Source organism: Kineococcus arenarius subsp. arenarius, assembly GCF_050871845.1.
Classification (GTDB): Bacteria; Actinomycetota; Actinomycetes; order Actinomycetales; family Kineococcaceae; genus Kineococcus.
Genome location: NZ_JBJLSE010000002.1, coordinates 132,691 through 149,755, shown reverse-complemented (window position 1 = coordinate 149,755; position 17,065 = coordinate 132,691). Strand labels below are relative to the sequence as shown.

Genomic DNA, 17,065 nt, shown 5'->3' with positions numbered 1-17,065 from the left:
GTGACGCTGGCTCCCACCCGTCCCGGGGGCGTCCCCACCCCGGGGGCGGCGCCGGGCGCGTCGGCGCTGACGCGCTGCTTCGGCGCGGCGGCCGGCTCGATCGCCACCGAGCACTGGAACTCCCGCCCGCTGCTGGTGCGGGCCGCCGAGCGCTCCGCGCAGGGCGGCCGCGCCGACTTCGACGACCTGCTGTCCACCGCGGACGTCGACGAGCTGCTGGGCCCGCGCGCGCTGCGCACCCCGTTCTTCACGATGGTCAAGGACGGTGTCGGCCTGCCCCGCAGCGCCTTCACCCGCAGCGCCGTCGCCGGCAACCAGCAGCTGGGCGACCTCGCCGACAGCGACGGCATCGCCCGCTCCTTCGCCGACGGCGCCACGATCGTGCTGCAGGCGCTGCACCGCACCTGGCCGCCGCTGGCGGCGTTCTGCGCGGACCTGGCCGCCGAGCTGGGGCACCAGTGCCAGGTGAACGTCTACGTCACCCCGCCCGGCGCGCAGGGCTTCAAGCCCCACCACGACACCCACGACGTCGTGGTGCTGCAGGTCGACGGGCGCAAGCACTGGACGATCCACCCGCCCGCGGTGGAGCTGCCGCTGAAGACGCAGCCGTCGAAGGCCCTGGGCCCGGACCCGGTCGGCGGCCGCGAACCCGTCATCGACACCGTGCTGGAACCCGGTGACGCCCTCTACCTGCCCCGCGGCTGGCTGCACTCCGCGCGCACCACCGAGGAGCGCTCCGTGCACCTGACGGTGGGGCTGCTGGCGACCACCTGGGCCGACGTCCTCGCCGACGCCGTCGCCGGGGCGGGCCGCGACGACGTGACGCTGCGCCGGGCGCTGCCGCTGCCCGGTGAGCACCTCGACGTCGAGGGGTTCCGGGCGGCCGCGGCGCGCTGGGTGGAGCAGCTGGACGAGGCCGCCGTGCGCCGGCTCGTGCAGCGCCGCCGCGACCGCGCCGTGCCCGCCGAGCCGGTGGGTGCGCTGGCGCAGGACGCCGCCGCCCGCTCGCTGGGCGCCGGCACGCGGCTGCGGCCGCGCCGCGGGCTGACCACGCGCCTGGCCGACGCCGGGGACCGCGTCGAGCTGGTCCTGCCCGATCGGCGCGTGGCTTTCCCCGGCTGGGTGCGCCCGGCCCTGGAGCACGTGCTGGCCTCGGCGACCACGTCGGCCGGTGAGCTGGCGGCCGCGGGGACCGGGGTGGACGAGGACGACGCGCTCGTGGTGCTGCGGCGCCTGCTGCACGAGAACGTCCTGCTGCCCGCGGGGCCGGCCTGAGCTCTGCCCCCGCCCTCGGTGAGCGGTTCTCCTGCGCCGTGCGGGCGCAGGAGGACCGCGACCAGCTGCTGGGCACCGCCACCCCGGTGCGCGGCTACCTGCTCGTGGAGGAGCCGGGCCCGTGGGGCCCGGGCGCGGTGCCGGCGTCCCGGCTGGGGGAGGCCACCACGGCGCGGTTGCGCGAGGCGGCCGCCGCCCTGGGCGTGAAGCTGCTGCTGGTGCGCCGCCCCGACGCCGCCGGACGGGACCCCGGCGGGCCGCGGCGGTTGTTCCTGGCCGACTGCCGCCGCGGCCGCACCCGGTTGCGCACCCGCCTCGCGCCGCTCGACGCCCTGGCCGCCGTCGTGGACGGCGGCGGGGAGGACGGCGGCTGGGAGGACGCGACCGGACCGCTGCTGCTGGTGTGCACCCACGGGCGCAAGGACTGGTGCTGCGCCGTGCGCGGGCGGCCCGTGGTCGCGGCGCTGGCCGCGCTGGACGCCGAGGCGGTGTGGGAGTGCTCGCACCTGGGCGGGGACCGCTTCGCCGCCACCGCGCTGTCCCTGCCCGGCGGCGCGGTGCACGGGCACCTCGGGCCCGGCGACGCCCCCGCGCTGCTGGCCGCGGTGCGCTCCGGCCGCGTGCTGCCGGACCGGCTGCGCGGCCGCTGCGGGGACGCGGTGGTGGTGCAGGCCGCCGAGGCGCACGCGCGCCTGGTCCTGGGCGAGGACCACCTCGACGCCTTCACGCCGCTGCACGCCGCCCGCCTGGCCGAGGGGCCGGACGGGCGGCTGCGCTGGCGGGTCCGCTTCGACGCGCACGGCCCGCTGGAGGTGGACCTGGCCGAGGGCCGTGCGCCGGCGCACCGGCTGACGTGCTCGGCGGGCGCCGCGCAGCAGGCGCGCACCTGGGACCTGCTCGAGCTGCGCCGCTGACGGCCGGCTGCGGCCGTCGGCGGCGCGGGCGGGTCACTCGCCCCGCAGGCGCCCGGCGATCGTCACCACGCGGGTGGCCAGGTGGTCCAGGGCGGCCAGCTCCGCCTCGCCCAGCGGGATGTCGTTGCCGCCGCCGGTGACGTGGCTGACGCCGTAGGGGTTGCCGTCGACGAACTTCAGCGGGTCGGTGTACCCGGGGGCCACGACGATGCCGCCGAAGTGGTGGATCGTGTTGTACAGCGCCAGCAGGGTGGACTCCTGCCCGCCGTGGGCGGTCTGGCTGGCCGTGAACCCGGCGTACACCTTGTCCGCCAGCAGGCCCTGGCCCCACTGCGGGCCGAGGGAGTCGATGAACGTCTTCAGCTGCCCGGCGATGTTGCCGTAGCGGGTGGGGGAGCCGAACAGGACGGCGTCGGCCCACACGACGTCGTCGGCCGTGGCGGCGGGCTCCGTGGCGTTCGCGCTGTGCTCGGCCTGCGCCTCGCTGGTGGCGCGCTCCCCGCCGGTGGTCTGGCGCGCGACCTGCCGCAGCCGCACCTCCGCACCGGCGCGCTCGCCGGCCTCGGCGGCGCGCTGGGCCATGGACCGCACGGTGCCGGTGGCCGAGTAGTACACGATGGCGAGCTTCACGCTCACGGCGTTCCCCCTCCAGGTCGTTGAACCGGCAATCAGCCGGTGGTCCCAACGTAGACCCGCGCGCGGGGGGCGTCGAGACGGGCGGGTCGCCCCGCGGGGCCACCCGCCCGCCACCGCGGCTCAGGCCGGCCCGGCGCCCAGGACGACCTCGAACTCCAGCAGGCTGGCCCCGGTGGCCACCGGCTTCGCCCGCTCGCCGGCGTGCGCCTCCTTCGCGCCCCCGCCCGCCCACGCCTGGAACGCCTCCTCGGTCTCCCACTTCGTGTAGACGAAGTAGCGGGACTCCCCGGCCACCGGGCGCAGCAGCTCGAACCCCAGGAAGCCCTCGGTGCCCTCCACCGCCCCCATCCGGTGCGCGAAGCGGCGCTCCAGCTCCGGTCCGCCGCCCTCGGGGACCTCGATCGCGTTGATCTTCACCACAGCCATGCCGTCAGCCTGCCACGCGGCTCGCGGTGGCCGGGCGGATCCCCTCCGCCCGCCCGGCCACCCGCGCACCCGGCGGCACCCCTCAGTCGGCGATCGCCGCCACGGGGGGCGTGCGCGCCGCGCGCCGCGCCGGCAGCACCGAGGCGAGCACCCCGGCCAGCGCGGCGACCACCACGATCCCGGTGATCGAGGTCCACGGCACGTCGAGGACCACCGGGCCCTCCGCCGCCAGCACCGACGCGGTGCCCGCCAGGCCGTACGCCGTGCCCAGCGCGACGCCCAGCACCCCGGCCACGCCGGCCACCAGCAGCGCCTCCCAGGCCAGCAGCGCCCGCAGCTGCCCGCGGGTCAGGCCCAGCGCGCGCAGCAGCCCGGACTCTTGGCGCCGCTCCACCACCGACAGCGCCAGGGTGTTGCCCACGCCGATGAGGGCGATGACGACGGCCACCCCCAGCAGGCCGGTGACGACCAGCAGCATCGTCGTCAGCACCTGGTCGAAGGACTCGCGCACCGCCACCACGCCGCTGACGTCGCTGCTGGGCAGGGCCGCGGTGACGACCTCGGTGATCGCGTCGACCGCCGCGCCCTGCTCGTCGGCGTCCAGCGCGTCGTCCAGCCGCACCCACGCGCCGCGCACCGCCGCGGCCGGGTCGGCGCGGCGCAGGTCGGCGGCGGTCATCAGCGAGCCCTGCTCGGAGTCGGGTGCCACGACGACCCGCAGGTCCACGGGGGCGCCGCCCTCGCCGGCCACCGTCACCGCGTCGCCGTCGGCCAGGCCGAGGGCCTGCGCGCCGTACCCGGAGACCACCAGCTCCCCGGGCGCCGGCACGGGCGCGCGCTGCTGCGAGCGCACCACCTGTGCCGCCTGCGCGGGCTCCACCCCCGCCACGCCCGTCGTGTCGCCGTCGCCGAGGGCGACCTCCCCCTCCAGCACCGGCACCGCGCGCGCGACCCCCGGCACCCGGCCCAGCTGGTCCAGCAGCGCGTCGTCCACCGGCTCGTCCCAGGAGGAGACGACCACGTCGGTGGGGTAGCCGGCCTCCAGCAGGTCCCCGGCCGTGGCCCGCGTGGACGAGGCGCCGACCACCATCGCCGTGGTGAGGGTGACGCCGATGAGCAGCGCGGTGGCGGTCGCGGCGGTGCGGCGCGGGTTGCGCACCGCGTTGCCCGCGGCCAGCCGCGCCGGCACGCCGCCGCGGCGCACCAGGCGGCCCGCCAGGCCGACGACCGCCGGGACCGCCCGCTGCGCGAGCAGGACGACGCCCACGAAGCTGAGCGCACCCGCCAGCACGGCCGGCTCCAGCTGCCCCGCCGAGGAGAACAGGACCAGGGCGGCCGCCGACGGGACCGCCAGGAGCAACCCGGCGACCAGGCGCAGCGCGCCGCCGCGCGAGCGCACCGGCACGGCGGCCAGGGGGCGCAGCGCCGCCAGGGGGGCCACGCGGGTCGCCGCGCGCGCCGGGGCCAGCGCCGAGAGCACCGTGACGACGGTGCCCAGCAGCACGCCGGCCACCAGCGGCAGCACCGGCACGACCAGGGTGCCCAGCGGGATCGGCGAGTCCGCGTCCGCGGCCACGGCCGAGACCACCGCGGCCAGCCCCACCCCGGCGCCCGCGCCGGCCAGCGAGGCGAGCAGGCCGACGGCCGCCGCCTCCAGCAGCACCCCGCGCGCCGCCTGGCCGCGGGTGGCGCCCACGCAGCGCAGCAGCGCCAGCTCCCCGGTCCGCTGCGCCAGCAGCACGGCGAAGGTGTTGGCGATGACCAGGCCGGCCACCAGGACGGCCACCGCGCCGAACACCAGCAGCACCGCGGTCAGCGCGGCCGCGTCACCGGTGAACGCCGACGCCACGTCCTGCGCGGCCTCCTCACCGGTGCGCACGACCAGCTCTCCCGACGCGGCACCCGTCACCGCGCCGGCGACCCGGCCGGTCAGCTCCCCGGCGTCCACGCCGGGCGCGGCCGCCACGCGCAGGCGCGCGGGGTCCTGCGCACCCCAGGCGCGCAGCTGCTCGCCGGTGGCGAACACGCGCCCGTACAGGCCCGCGGTCGGGTCGCCCGCCAGGTCCACCAGGCCGACGACCCGCACCTCGGAGGTGACCGCCCCGGTGCCGTCCCCACCCGTCCACCGGGTCACCTCCAGCACGTCCCCCACCGCGGCGTCGAGGCGGTCGCTGACGGCGACCTCGCCGGGCGCCTGCGGCAGCCGGCCTGCGCTGGTGCGCTCCCAGCGCAGCGGTCCGGGCTCCGTGACCGCCTGGGCCTGCGCGTAGGACGTGCCGGTGCGCCCGGGCAGCAGCACCTGCACGCCCGTCTCGCGGTCGGCCGACAGCTGCGCCAGGCCCGGCAGGGCCCGCACCCGCTCCACGGCGGCACCCAGCGCCGCACCGCCGGCCGCGGGGTCGGCGTCCTCCGGTGCGGTCACGACCGCGGCGCTCGCGACGAACGGGGCGCCGACGGCCTTGAGCAGGCTGGCGCTCGCGGAGGAGTTCAGCACCAGGGTCGCCACGACGAACGCGACCGCGATGACGACGGCCAGGCAGGAGGCGAGCACCCGCCCGCCGTGGGCGCGCAGCTGCGCCAGGGTCGTCCTCAGCACGGCTCAGGCCCCCAGGGTGCGCAGGGCGTCGAGGACGTCGTCGGGCGAGGGGGCGGTCAGCCCGCCCGCCAGGTGCCCGTCGGCCAGCAGCACGACGCGGTCGGCGTAGCCGGCCGCGACCGGGTCGTGGGTGACCATGACGACGGTCTGGCCGAACTCGCGCACGGCCGAGCGCAACAGTCCCAGGACCTCCGCGCCGGTGCGCGAGTCGAGGTTCCCGGTGGGTTCGTCGGCGAAGACGACGTCGGGGCGCGGCAGCAGCGCACGGCCCACGGCGACGCGCTGCTGCTGCCCGCCGGAGAGTTCGGACGGCTTGTGGCGCAGGCGGTTCGACAGCCCCAGCCGGTCGACGACCTCGTCGTGCCAGGCGCGGTCGGGGGAGCGCCCCGCCAGCTGCATCGGCAGCACGAGGTTCTCCCCGGCTGTCAGGACGGGCAGCAGGTTGAACGACTGGAACACGAAACCGATCCGGTCGCGGCGCAACCGGGTCAGCTCCGCGTCGCGCAGCGCGGTGAGTTCCGTCTCGCCGAGGAACACCTGACCGGCGGTGGCGGTGTCCAGGCCCGCCAGGCAGTGCATGAGCGTGGACTTGCCGGAACCGGACGGGCCCATGATGGCGGTGAACTCCCCGCGGGAGAACTCCACGTCCACACCCGCCAGGGCGTGCACGACGGCGTCGCCGCGTCCGTACGTCTTGCGCAGTCCGGCGGCGCGCACGGCCGGGGTCGCGGCGTGCACGACCTCCGGCGAACGGGTGGGACGGGGTGTGGGCACGGGGGTTCCTCCTCGCGGGGGCGGCGGCCGCCGGCACCGCCGGCGTCGAACCCCTCGACCGTAGGAACCGCGCACCGCCCACCGCGTCGGGCCGCGAGGCGATCTCCCGGCCGTCGCGCCCTCGCCCCGCCGGTGGAGGTCCCCGCCCGCGCGTCATCCCCGGGTCGTACGTGCGCGACCGGCCCGTCGGTGCGGCCTCAGCGGGCCTCGCGCAGGACGTCCCCCGGTTGCACCATCCCGGCGGTGTAGGCCAGGACGACGGCCTGCACCCGGTCGCGCGAACCGGTCTTGGCCAGCACCCGGCCCACGTGCGTCTTCACGGTGGCCTCCGAGACGACGAACCGCGCGGCGATCTCGGAGTTCGTCAGCCCGTGCGCCATGCACTCCAGGACCTCCCGCTCGCGCGGGGTGAGGTCGGCCGGCAACGCCCTGGGCGCTGCGGCGGTCGCCGCCCCCTGGCGCAGCAGCGGCCCCACGTGCTGCAGCAGCCGGCGCGTGGAGCTGGCGGCGATGACCGCGTCGCCGGCGTGCACGGTGCGCACCGCGGCGAGCATCTCCTCCGGCGGCGCGTCCTTGAGCAGGAACCCGCTCGCGCCGGCGCCGATGGCGGCCACCACGTACTCGTCCAGGTCGAACGTGGTCAGCACCACGACCCTCGGCGGCTCGGTGCCCTCCGGCCGGGGCGCCGACGTGATGCGGCGGGTGGCCTCGATGCCGTCGACGCCGGGCATGCGCACGTCCATGAGCACCACGTCGCACGGCGTGCTCTCCACCAGCCGCAGCGCGGCGAGCCCGTCGGAGGCCTCCCCGACCACCTCCAGGTCGGGCTGGGAGTCGATGACCATGCGGAAACCCGCGCGGACGAGCTGCTGGTCGTCGACGAGGGCGACGCGGACGGTGGGCACGGTTCCTCGGCCTCCGGGACGGGGGTGGGGCGGTTCTTCCGGGTTCACGACGCGTGGTCCACGGTGCCGGTCCACGGTGCCGGTCCACGGTGCTGGTTCAGGGTGCTGGTTCACAGGGGTGCCTCACGAGGCGTAGGGCAGCGTCGCACGCACGCTGAACCCGCCGCCGGGCCGAGGCCCGCTGACCACCGCGCCGCCGTGCAGGCGGGCTCGCTCGGCCATCCCGACCAGGCCCTGCCCGCCGCTGCTGGGCTCCACCAGCGCCGCCGCGCCGCGGCCGTCGTCGTCCACGCCCAGGCGCAGCGCGTCGGGGTCCCAGCGCACCTCCACCCGCGCCCGGGCGGCGGGGCCGGCGTGCTTGAGGACGTTCGTCAGCGACTCCTGCACGATGCGGTAGGCGGCCAGCCCGATCGCCGGCGGCAGCGGGCGCGGTTCGCCGGTGACCTCCAGCGCCACGTCCAGGCCGCTGGCACGCACCTGCTCCACCAGGTCGGCCACCCGCGCCGCGTCCGGCTGGGGCGCGCGCTCGTCGCCGGGACCCTGGCGCAGCACGCCCAGCAGGTTGCGCATGTCGGCCAGGGCCTGGCGGCCGGTCGCCGAGATCGTGCCCAGCACCTCCTGCGCGGCGGCGGGGTTCGCCGCCGCGGCGTAGCGCCCCCCGTCGGCCTGCGCGATGATCACCGACAGGGAGTGCGCGACGACGTCGTGCATCTCGCGGGCGATGCGCTGGCGCTCGGCGGTGGCCGCGAGCCGCGACTCGTTCTCCCGCTCGTTCTCCAGCAGCCGGGCCCGCTCCAGCAGGGCCAGTTCGTTCTGCCGCGAGGCGCGCCGCAACCGCCCCAGCAGCCAGGTCGCCACGACGAGCACGGCGATGAACAGCGCGGCGGCCAGGGCGTTGAGCAGGTCCACCGAGGTGAGCACGTAGCGGGCCGGCGCCACCAGCGCGCCGAACAGCCCCAGCAGCAGGCCGCCGCGCGAGGCCCACGGCGCGGCGTAGGCGGCCAGGGAGTACAGGGCGATCAGCACCGCGACGTTGGCGACCTGCGGATCGGCGGCGAGCACCGGCTGCAGCAGCCCGCCGGCGGCCACGAGGCCGCCGCTGAGCTCCGGGCGCACGCGCCGCAGCGCCAGCGGCAGGCACATCAGCAGGCTGACCAGGACGGCGCCGGGGCCGGTGGCGGTGGCCGTGGCGGCGCAGACGAAGGTCAGGGCCAGCGCACCCAGCACGTCGAGGAGCAGCACGTGGACGCGGGGCCAGGCCACGAGCCGGTCGAAGACGTTCTGCGTCTGCACCGCACGAGGGTAGGCGGGTCCCCGCCCGCGGGTCGTCAGCCCGTGGGCGCACCCGCCGCCTCCCCCCGCGGGTGGACGCCGCCGTCCGGCTGCTGAGACGACGGTCCCGGATGCTGGACACGCCGACCGGGTGCTCCGCTAGCCTCGCCGGCATGGCGGACACCCTGCGGCTCGCGGTCATCCCCGGCGACGGCATCGGCCAGGAGGTGACGGCCGAGGCGCTGAAGGTCCTCGGGGCCGTCCTCGACGGCTCCGGCGCGACGGTCGACACCACCGAGTACGACCTCGGCGCCCGCCGGTACCACCGCACCGGCGAGACGCTGCCGGACTCCGTCCTGGAGGAGGTCCGCGGTCACGACGCGATCCTGCTCGGCGCCGTGGGCGACCCCGCGGTCCCCAGCGGCGTGCTCGAGCGCGGGCTGCTGCTGAAGCTGCGCTTCGCCCTGGACCACTACGTCAACCTGCGCCCCTCCCGGCTCTACCCCGGTGTGCCCACGCCGCTGGCCGAGCCCGGCGAGGTCGACTTCGTCGTCGTGCGCGAGGGCACCGAGGGCCCCTACGTCGGCAACGGCGGCGCCCTGCGGGTCGGCACCCCCCACGAGATCGCCACCGAGGTCAGCGTCAACACCGCGTTCGGCGTCGAGCGCGTCGTGCGCGACGCCTTCGCCCGCGCCACCGCCCGGCCCCGCAAGAAGCTCACCCTGGTGCACAAGCACAACGTCCTCGTGCACGCCGGGCACCTGTGGCGCCGGACCGTCGAGGCCGTGGGCGCCGAGTTCGCCGACGTGTCGGTCGACTACCTGCACGTGGACGCCGCGACGATCTTCCTCGTCACCGACCCCGCCCGCTTCGACGTGATCGTCACCGACAACCTCTTCGGCGACATCCTCACCGACCTCGCCGCCGCCGTCACCGGTGGCATCGGGCTGGCCGCCTCCGGCAACGTCAACCCCGACCGCACCGCACCCAGCATGTTCGAGCCCGTGCACGGCTCGGCCCCCGACATCGCCGGCAAGCAGCTGGCCGACCCCACCGCCGCCGTGCTCAGCGTCGCCCTGCTGCTGGACCACCTGGGCCTCGGCGACGCGGCCGCCCGCGTCGAGGCCGCCGTCGCCGCCGACCTGGCCCGCCGCGCCTCCGGCGAGGTCACCGGCGCGCGCAGCACCGCCGCCGTCGGCGACGCCCTCGCGGCGCTCGCCGCCGGCTGAACCACCCGGCCCCGGTGCAGGCGCCGGGGGTACCGTCGTCCGCACCGAACCACCGCCCGCCTTCTGCGAGGAGCACCCGTGAGCACCACCGCGACCGAGACCCCGATGAGCTTCCCCGTTCAGGGCTCGGCCGCCGTGGTGAGCCCCGAGCGGCGCGCGCAGATCCTGGCGGCCCCCGGGTTCGGCAAGCACTTCACCGACCACATGGCGACCGCCACCTGGACGAAGGGCACCGGCTGGCACGACGCGGCGATCGTGCCCTACGGCCCCCTGCAGCTGGACCCGGCCGCGGCCGTCCTGCACTACGCGCAGGAGGTCTTCGAGGGGATGAAGGTCTACCGGCACGCGGACGGCTCCGTCTGGTCCTTCCGCCCGGAGGCCAACGCCGCCCGCCTGGCCCGCTCCGCGCGCCGGCTGGCGCTGCCGGAGGTGCCCGAGCAGATGTTCCTGGAGGCCGTGACCTCCCTGGTGCGCGCCGACGAGGCGTGGGTCCCCAGCGGCGGGGAGTCCTCGCTGTACCTGCGCCCGTTCATGGTGGCCACCGAGGCGTTCCTCGGCGTCCGCTCCGCGCACGAGGTGAAGTTCCTCGTCATCGCCTCCCCGGCCGGCAGCTACTTCACCGGCGGCGTGAAGCCGGTCTCCATCTGGCTGTCGCAGGACTACACCCGGGCCGCCTTCGGCGGCACCGGTTCGGCCAAGTGCGGCGGCAACTACGCCGCCAGCCTGGCCGCGCAGGACGAGGCGCACGAGCACGGCTGCGACCAGGTCTGCTTCCTGGACGCCACCGAGCGCCGCTACGTCGAGGAGCTCGGCGGGATGAACCTGTTCTTCGTCCACGACGACGGGACGATCGTCACGCCGGAACTGACCGGCACCATCCTGGAGGGCATCACGCGCGCCTCGATCCTGGAGCTCGCGAAGGACATGGGGCACGAGGTGAGCGAGCGGCGCGTCAGCATCGACGAGTGGCGCGAGGGCGTGGAGTCCGGGCGCATCACCGAGGTGTTCGCCTGCGGCACCGCCGCCGTGGTCACCCCCGTCGGCAAGCTGGTCTCCCGCGACGGGGAGCTCGTGCACGGCACCGGCGGCCCCGGGCAGGTCACCTCCACGATCCGCGAGAAGCTGCTGGACCTGCAGTACGGCCGCGCGCAGGACACCCACGGCTGGACGACCCGGCTGGTCTGAGCGCGCCGCGCTGAGGGGACCTTCGTCCCCTCAGCGCGGCCCGGGGACGGCCGATCCACCCTGTGTGATCTCCTCCCTCCGCGACCTGCGCGTCGCCACGAAGCTGTTCGCCGGTTTCGGCGTCGTCTGCCTGCTGCTCGCCGCGATCGTCGGCGTGGGCATCGTCAAGCTCGGCGCCTCCCAGTGCACGCTCGACACCATGGCGAACAGCGGCCTGACGTCCGTGAAGACGATCGAGCAGGTCCAGGGCGCTGCGCTGCAGCTCCGCCTGGACCTGGCGAACCTCGTGATGGTGAAGGGTCAGGACCGGGTCGCCGCCGTGCTGGAGCAGATCTCCGCCGACGACGAGGTCTTCGACGAGGCGTGGGCGGCGTACCGGGCCAGCGGTCCGGCTTCCTCCTCCGCCGACCTCGAGGCGTACGAGGCGCTCATCGCGCAGTACCGGCAGATGCGCGAGCCGCTGTTCGTCCTCGCCGAGGCCGGCGACAGCGAGGGCTTCATCGCGCTGCGCGCCGAAACCACGATGCCCCTGTTCAAGGAGATGGACGCCGCGCGCGCCGCGCTCGCCGAGACGGAGGCGCGGGCGGCGCAGGACATCGCCGAGCAGGGCTCCGCGGACTACCGCGCCGCTGTCGTGCTGTTCCTCGTCGTGGGTGCTGCGGCCGTGGCGTTCGCCGTGGCGGTCGCGGTGGCCATCGCGCGGTCCGTGGCGCGCCCCCTGGCCCGCACCCTGGCCGTGGTCCAGGGCCTGGCCGGTGGGCGGCTGGACCAGCGCGTCGAGTACCGCGCCGAGGACGAGGTCGGCCGGCTCGCCGGTGCGCTGGACACCACCATGGACACCCTGACCGCCACGGTGCGCCGCATCGGCGGGGCGTCGCAGAGCCTGGCGGCTTCCAGCGAGGAGCTGTCCGCGGTGGCCACCCAGCTCTCCAGCGGCGCCACCCAGTCCGGGTCGCAGTCGCAGGTGGTCTCGGCGGCCACCGAGGAGATCTCCGCCTCCATCGGGACCGTCGCCGCCGCCGGCGAGCAGATGACCGCGGCGATCCGCGAGATCTCCACCTCCACGGCGCAGGCGTCCGAGGTCGCCTCCGCCGCCGTGAGCAGCGCCGCCGACGCCTCCGCGATCCTGGAACGGCTGGGCGCCTCCAGCCGGGAGATCGGCGAGGTGGTCAAGCTGATCACCTCCATCGCGGAGCAGACCAACCTCCTCGCCCTGAACGCCACCATCGAGGCCGCCCGCGCCGGGGAGATGGGCAAGGGCTTCGCCGTCGTCGCCGGCGAGGTCAAGGAGCTGGCCCAGCAGACCGCCCGGGCCACCGAGTCCATCGTGCAGCGCGTCAACGCCACCCAGACCGACGCGTCGGCCGCGGCCGGGGCGATCGGGCAGATCACCGAGGTCATCGCCCGCATCGACGGGTTGCAGGCCACCATCGCCGCAGCGGTGGAGGAGCAGTCCGCCACCACCGCCGAGATGGTCCGCAACGTCTCGGAGGTCTCCACCGGCAGCCAGGAGATCGCGGTGAACATCTCCGGCATCGCCGCGGCCGCGGAGCAGACCACGGCGGGGGCGGGGCGGACCGCGACCACCGCCCAGCAGGTCTCCCGCGCAGCCGGTGAGCTGAACGAGCTGGTGGCCACCTTCACGCTGCCGCGCGCCTGACGCCCGCCGCACCTCCCCGCGCCCCGCCGCACCCCGCCGCGCCCGGCGGGTGCGGCGGGGCGCGCACCGGCTCACTAGGGTGCTCGGCATGCGCATCGCCAGGTTCTCCTCCGCCGGTTCCGACCCGCGCTACGGCGTGGTGGAGGGCGCGCCGGGGGAGGAGGAGATCCTCGTCGTCTCCGGCGACCCGCTGTTCACGCCGCTGAACCCCACCGGCGAGCGGGTGCCGGTGGCCGACGCGCGGCTGCTGGCCCCCGTCATCCCCCGCAGCAAGGTCCTGGGCATCGGGCGCAACTACGCCGCCCACGCCGCCGAGCTGGGCAACGAGGTGCCCGCCGAACCGCTGGTGTTCACCGTGCCGAACACCTCGGTGGCCGGTCCCGGCGACCCGCTGCCCATCCCGGCGTGGGCGGGGGAGGAGCTGCACTACGAGGGCGAGCTGGCCGTGGTGATCCGCCGCCTGTGCAAGGACGTCCCGCGCGAGCGGGTCGGCGAGGTGGTCTTCGGCTACACCGTCGCCAACGACGTCACCGCCCGCAGCCTGCAGGAGTCCGACAGGCAGTGGTGGCGCGCCAAGGGCGCCGACGGCTTCACACCCCTGGGCCCGTGGATCGAGACGGACCTGGACCCCTCCGACGTGCGGATCGTGACCCGCCTGGCCACCGGGCCCGGCGAGGAGGGCGAGGTCGTCCAGGACGGGCGGACCTCGCTCATGGTCCACGACGTCCCCTCGATCGTCGCCCACGTCTCCCGGGCGATGACCCTGCTGCCGGGCGACGTCATCCTGACCGGCACGCCCGCCGGCGTGGGCCCCGTGCGCGCCGGCCAGCGCGTCGAGGTCGAGGTCGAGGGGATCGGCACCCTGTCCACGCCGTTCACGGCACCCCGGGACTGAGCCGCGGGCCCCGGCCCGGTGGCGGGACGGGGCGGACCGGCGGGCCGGGCCCGCAATAGGCTGACGGGGCCATGACTGAGACCGCTCCCGCCCCCGCCGTCCCGGCGCCCGGCTCCTCCGCCGTCCGCGTCCGCTTCTGCCCCTCCCCGACGGGCACCCCGCACGTCGGGCTCATCCGCACGGCCCTGTTCAACTGGGCCCACGCCCGCCACACCGGCGGCACGTTCGTCTTCCGCATCGAGGACACCGACGCCGCCCGCGACAGCGAGGAGAGCTACGCGCAGATCCTCGACGCGCTGCGCTGGCTGGGCCTGGACTGGGACGAGGGCGTCGACGTCGGCGGGCCGCACGAGCCGTACCGGCAGAGCCTGCGCCGCGGGATCTACGACGACGTCGTGCAGCGCCTGCTGGCGGCCGGGCACCTGTACGAGTCGTACTCGAGCGCGGAGGAGATCGAGGCGCGCCACGAGGCCGCCGGGCGCTCCAAGGTGCTGGGCTACGACAACCACGACCGCGACCTGACCGCCGAGCAGGTCGCCGCGTTCCGGGCCGAGGGCCGGCAGCCCACGCTGCGGCTGCGGGTGCCGCAGGACCGCGACTACTCCTTCGACGACCTCGTGCGCGGGCGCATCGAGTTCAAGGCGGGCTCCTTCCCCGACCCGGTGCTGGTGCGTGCGAACGGCGAGCCGCTCTACACGCTGGTCAACCCCGTGGACGACGCCCTCATGGGCATCACGCACGTGCTGCGCGGGGAGGACCTGCTCAGCTCCACCGCCCGGCAGATCGCCCTGTACGAGGCGCTCATCGACATCGGTGTCGCGACCGCGGTCCCGCGCTTCGGGCACCTGCCGTACGTGATGGGCGAGGGCAACAAGAAGCTGTCCAAGCGCGACCCCGAGTCGAACCTGTTCCACCACCGCGAGCGGGGTTTCACCCGCGAGGGCCTGCTGAACTACCTGGCGCTGCTGGGCTGGGGCATCGCCGAGGACCGCGACGTCTTCACCCTGGAGGAGATGGTCGCCGCCTTCGACGTCGCCGACGTCAACGCCTCCCCGGCCCGCTTCGACGTGGCCAAGGCGGAGGCGATCAACGCGCAGCACCTGCGGATGCTGGCGCCGGAGGACTTCCGCGAGCGCCTGGTGCCCTACCTGCAGGCGGCCGGCGTCCTGCCCGCCGAGCCGAGCGCCGAGCAGCGCGCGCGACTGGCCGCGGCGGCGCCGCTGGTGCAGGAGCGCATGACCCTGCTCGGCCAGGCGCCGGGGATGCTGGGTTTCCTGTTCACCGCCGACGAGGACGTGGTGCTGGAGGAGGACGCCGTGGCGGCGCTGCGGCCGGAGGCGGCCGACGTGCTCGACGCGGCGCTGGCGGCGCTGGAGCCGCTGGGGGAGTGGTCCACGCCGGGGATCGAGGCGGCGCTGCGCGCGGCGGTCGTGGAGGGGCTGGGGATCAAGCCCAAGTTCGCCTTCGCGCCGGTGCGCACGGCCGTGACCGGCCGGCGGGTCTCCCCGCCCCTGTTCGAGTCGATGGAGATCCTCGGCCGCGACTCCTCGCTGGCGCGGCTGCGCCGGCTGCGCGCGGCGCGGGGCTGAGCCCGCCACCGGACCCGTCCCGCGGGGCGGGTCCGGTGCCCGCGCGGCTCAGGTCCGGCGCGCTGGAGCCGATTTGGGGGGCGGCGCCCGGACCCGGTAGAGTCTGCGACGCGCCCGGGCGGTTCGCCGGCCGGGAAGATCACCATGGGGTATGGTGTAATTGGCAGCACGACTGATTCTGGTTCAGTTAGTCTAGGTTCGAGTCCTGGTACCCCAGCGCAGCGCCTTCCGTCAGGAAGATTCAGCTAGGGCCCCGTTGTGTAGCGGCCTAGCACGCCGCCCTCTCAAGGCGGTAGCGCGGGTTCGAATCCCGTCGGGGCTACTCCAGGAGATCGCTGATCCGCGATCTGACGCTGGACGACACCTGTTCCTCGTGGGACGGGTGAGCTGGGGCCCCGTTGTGTAGCGGCCTAGCACGCCGCCCTCTCAAGGCGGTAGCGCGGGTTCGAATCCCGTCGGGGCTACTCCAGGAGACCCCCGGTCATCGACCGGGGGTCTTCGTCGTTCCCGGCGCCTGCCGGGTCAGTCCCCGAAGCGCGCGGCGCAGTGGTGCTGCTGCGCCAGGCGCCGCAGCGCCAGCAGCACCGGCTCGTGCAGCACGGTGCCGAGCACTGCGAACTCCACCGCGTCCGCGGCGTCCCCGTCCGGGACGCCGGCCACCTCGTCGCGAGCCACCTCGTCCGCGGCGCGCACGTACCGCTGCAGCGCCGCCGGTTCCACGGGCAGTCCCGCCCCTTCCAGGGCCGCCAGGGCGGCGCCCAGCTGGGAGAGGCTGGCGCAACCGGGGTCCACCCGCCAGCCGGCGTCGGCGACGAGGGCGGCGGCCGCCTGCGCGCCCGCGGCGGGCGCCGGGGGCGCGACGGGACCCGCCAGCGCGTCGTGGGCGGTGCCGAGCGCGGTGAGCAGGGGGGTGGTGCCCTCCAGGCAGGCCAGCACCTGCCGCACGCGGGTGATCGGCAGGCCGCCCACCTCGGTGAGCGCGCGCACCAGGCGCAACCGGCGCACGTGCTCCTCGCCGTACTCCGCCCGCGTGGCGCCGGTCGCGCGCCCCGGGGGCAGCAGCCCCTCGCGCAGGTAGTACTTGATCGTGGGCACGGGCACGCCGCTCGCGGCGGCCAGGGCGGAGACGAGCATCGGGACCCCTTGACTGGATAGTTCGACTACCCAATGCTGGGTAGTGCCACTATCCAATCATCGCCGCACCTCCGGAGGCACTCGTGCGCGTCCCCACCGGCCGGACCACCCACGAGCACGACGGCCAGGTCGTCGTGTTCCTCGTCGGCATGCGCCTGAACTCCCCGTGGCGGGTGCGCGCGTGGCTGCCCGTCCTGGCCGCGATGCCGGCCATGCTGCGCGAGCTGGCGCAGCACCCCGAGCACGGCATGCTCGCAGCCCGCACCTGCGTCGGCTCCGGCGGTCCGTTCGTCGTGCAGTACTGGCGGGACCTGGAGTCCCTGCACGCCTACGCCCGTCTCGACGGGGGGCTGCACCGCCGGGCCTGGCAGCGGTTCAACGCCCGCGCTCGCGCGGCCCGCGGAGCCGTCGGCATCTGGCACGAGACCTACGCCGTGCCCGCCGGGCACCACGAGTCCATCGGGGTGGACGTGCCGCCGGCCGGGCTCGCGGCCGCCACGCGCGCGGTGCCGGTCGGCCCGGGGCGCGAGCGCGCCGCGCAGCGGATGCGGCTGCGCGAGCCGTCGGGGGCCTAG

Annotated in this window: 15 protein-coding genes and 3 tRNA genes; 11 read left to right on the top strand and 7 right to left on the bottom strand. The window is 76.0% G+C overall.

The genetic code is table 11. The features are described 5' to 3' along the window. The gene (locus ACRYM0_RS01580; RefSeq protein ID WP_432501420.1) at positions 1 to 1,275 is read left to right on the top strand and encodes a cupin domain-containing protein; all 1,275 of its coding nucleotides are present in this window, start codon (positions 1 to 3) and stop codon (positions 1,273 to 1,275) included. A 38-nt stretch (positions 1,276 to 1,313) separates the two neighbouring features. Next, the gene (locus tag ACRYM0_RS01575; RefSeq protein ID WP_432501419.1) at positions 1,314 to 2,189 is read left to right on the top strand and encodes a sucrase ferredoxin; all 876 of its coding nucleotides are present in this window, start codon (positions 1,314 to 1,316) and stop codon (positions 2,187 to 2,189) included. 33 nt (positions 2,190 to 2,222) lie between these two features. Here the strand turns inward: ACRYM0_RS01575 and ACRYM0_RS01570 are convergent, their stop codons facing one another. From ACRYM0_RS01570 to ACRYM0_RS01545, 6 genes are all read right to left on the bottom strand, one after another. Next, positions 2,223 to 2,771 carry a flavodoxin family protein gene (locus tag ACRYM0_RS01570; protein ID WP_432501489.1) on the bottom strand — a complete coding sequence of 183 codons (549 nt, stop codon included), beginning with the start codon at positions 2,769 to 2,771 and terminating at the stop codon, positions 2,223 to 2,225. Positions 2,772 to 2,945: 174 nt separating this feature from the next. Next, complete coding sequence (locus tag ACRYM0_RS01565) at positions 2,946 to 3,251, bottom strand: antibiotic biosynthesis monooxygenase family protein (protein ID WP_337060838.1); 306 nt, start codon at positions 3,249 to 3,251, stop codon at positions 2,946 to 2,948. 82 nt (positions 3,252 to 3,333) lie between these two features. Then, positions 3,334 to 5,847, bottom strand: coding sequence for an ABC transporter permease (locus ACRYM0_RS01560; RefSeq protein WP_432501417.1), 2,514 nt, complete (start codon positions 5,845 to 5,847; stop codon positions 3,334 to 3,336). A gap of 3 nt (positions 5,848 to 5,850) precedes the next feature. Then, positions 5,851 to 6,621, bottom strand: a complete 771-nt coding sequence (locus ACRYM0_RS01555) for an ABC transporter ATP-binding protein (RefSeq protein WP_432501415.1) — start codon at positions 6,619 to 6,621, stop codon at positions 5,851 to 5,853. A gap of 197 nt (positions 6,622 to 6,818) precedes the next feature. Further along, positions 6,819 to 7,526, bottom strand: coding sequence for a response regulator transcription factor (locus ACRYM0_RS01550; protein ID WP_432501413.1), 708 nt, complete (start codon positions 7,524 to 7,526; stop codon positions 6,819 to 6,821). A gap of 123 nt (positions 7,527 to 7,649) precedes the next feature. Then, entirely contained in the window at positions 7,650 to 8,819 is a 1,170-nt protein-coding gene (locus ACRYM0_RS01545; protein ID WP_432501412.1) for a sensor histidine kinase, read from the bottom strand. Between the two features lie 152 nt (positions 8,820 to 8,971). Between ACRYM0_RS01545 and ACRYM0_RS01540 the strand changes: the two genes are divergently transcribed. The 8 genes from ACRYM0_RS01540 to ACRYM0_RS01505 all read left to right on the top strand — a co-directional run bounded on the left by ACRYM0_RS01540 (position 8,972) and on the right by ACRYM0_RS01505 (position 15,820). Further along, complete coding sequence (locus ACRYM0_RS01540; RefSeq protein WP_432501410.1) at positions 8,972 to 10,027, top strand: 3-isopropylmalate dehydrogenase; 1,056 nt, start codon at positions 8,972 to 8,974, stop codon at positions 10,025 to 10,027. Positions 10,028 to 10,132: 105 nt separating this feature from the next. Continuing rightward, a complete protein-coding gene (locus ACRYM0_RS01535) occupies positions 10,133 to 11,212 on the top strand; it encodes a branched-chain amino acid aminotransferase (RefSeq protein WP_432501487.1) in 1,080 nt (359 codons plus the stop codon). Between the two features lie 64 nt (positions 11,213 to 11,276). Continuing rightward, entirely contained in the window at positions 11,277 to 12,872 is a 1,596-nt protein-coding gene (locus ACRYM0_RS01530; protein WP_432501409.1) for a methyl-accepting chemotaxis protein, read from the top strand. An 88-nt stretch (positions 12,873 to 12,960) separates the two neighbouring features. Then, positions 12,961 to 13,767: a fumarylacetoacetate hydrolase family protein gene (locus tag ACRYM0_RS01525; RefSeq protein WP_432501407.1), complete on the top strand. Its 807-nt coding sequence runs from the start codon at positions 12,961 to 12,963 to the stop codon at positions 13,765 to 13,767. A gap of 71 nt (positions 13,768 to 13,838) precedes the next feature. Continuing rightward, on the top strand, positions 13,839 to 15,356 hold the full coding sequence (gltX, locus tag ACRYM0_RS01520) for a glutamate--tRNA ligase (RefSeq protein ID WP_432501405.1): 1,518 nt from the start codon (positions 13,839 to 13,841) through the stop codon (positions 15,354 to 15,356). Positions 15,357 to 15,501: 145 nt separating this feature from the next. Further along, a tRNA-Gln gene (locus tag ACRYM0_RS01515) sits at positions 15,502 to 15,573 on the top strand. A gap of 32 nt (positions 15,574 to 15,605) precedes the next feature. After that, a tRNA-Glu gene (locus ACRYM0_RS01510) sits at positions 15,606 to 15,678 on the top strand. Positions 15,679 to 15,747: 69 nt separating this feature from the next. After that, positions 15,748 to 15,820, top strand: a tRNA-Glu gene (locus ACRYM0_RS01505). 58 nt (positions 15,821 to 15,878) lie between these two features. Here the strand turns inward: ACRYM0_RS01505 and ACRYM0_RS01500 are convergent. Beyond that, the gene (locus tag ACRYM0_RS01500) at positions 15,879 to 16,490 is read right to left on the bottom strand and encodes a MerR family transcriptional regulator (RefSeq protein WP_432501403.1); all 612 of its coding nucleotides are present in this window, start codon (positions 16,488 to 16,490) and stop codon (positions 15,879 to 15,881) included. A gap of 83 nt (positions 16,491 to 16,573) precedes the next feature. Here ACRYM0_RS01500 and ACRYM0_RS01495 point away from each other — a divergent pair, with 83 nt between their 5' ends. After that, on the top strand, positions 16,574 to 17,065 hold the full coding sequence (locus ACRYM0_RS01495; protein ID WP_432501400.1) for a DUF4188 domain-containing protein: 492 nt from the start codon (positions 16,574 to 16,576) through the stop codon (positions 17,063 to 17,065).

What these genes read in the sequence shown, in the direction of transcription:
- ACRYM0_RS01570 (WP_432501489.1), bottom strand. Translation starts at nt 2,771, where the DNA reads ATGGCCCAGCGCGCCGCCGAGGCCGGCGAGCGCGCCGGTGCGGAGGTG.
- ACRYM0_RS01525 (WP_432501407.1), top strand. Translation starts at nt 12,961, where the DNA reads ATGCGCATCGCCAGGTTCTCCTCCGCCGGTTCCGACCCGCGCTACGGC.
- ACRYM0_RS01540 (WP_432501410.1), top strand. Translation starts at nt 8,972, where the DNA reads ATGGCGGACACCCTGCGGCTCGCGGTCATCCCCGGCGACGGCATCGGC.
- ACRYM0_RS01565 (WP_337060838.1), bottom strand. Translation starts at nt 3,251, where the DNA reads ATGGCTGTGGTGAAGATCAACGCGATCGAGGTCCCCGAGGGCGGCGGA.
- ACRYM0_RS01535 (WP_432501487.1), top strand. Translation starts at nt 10,133, where the DNA reads ATGAGCTTCCCCGTTCAGGGCTCGGCCGCCGTGGTGAGCCCCGAGCGG.
- gltX (WP_432501405.1), top strand. Translation starts at nt 13,839, where the DNA reads ATGACTGAGACCGCTCCCGCCCCCGCCGTCCCGGCGCCCGGCTCCTCC.
- ACRYM0_RS01500 (WP_432501403.1), bottom strand. Translation starts at nt 16,490, where the DNA reads ATGCTCGTCTCCGCCCTGGCCGCCGCGAGCGGCGTGCCCGTGCCCACG.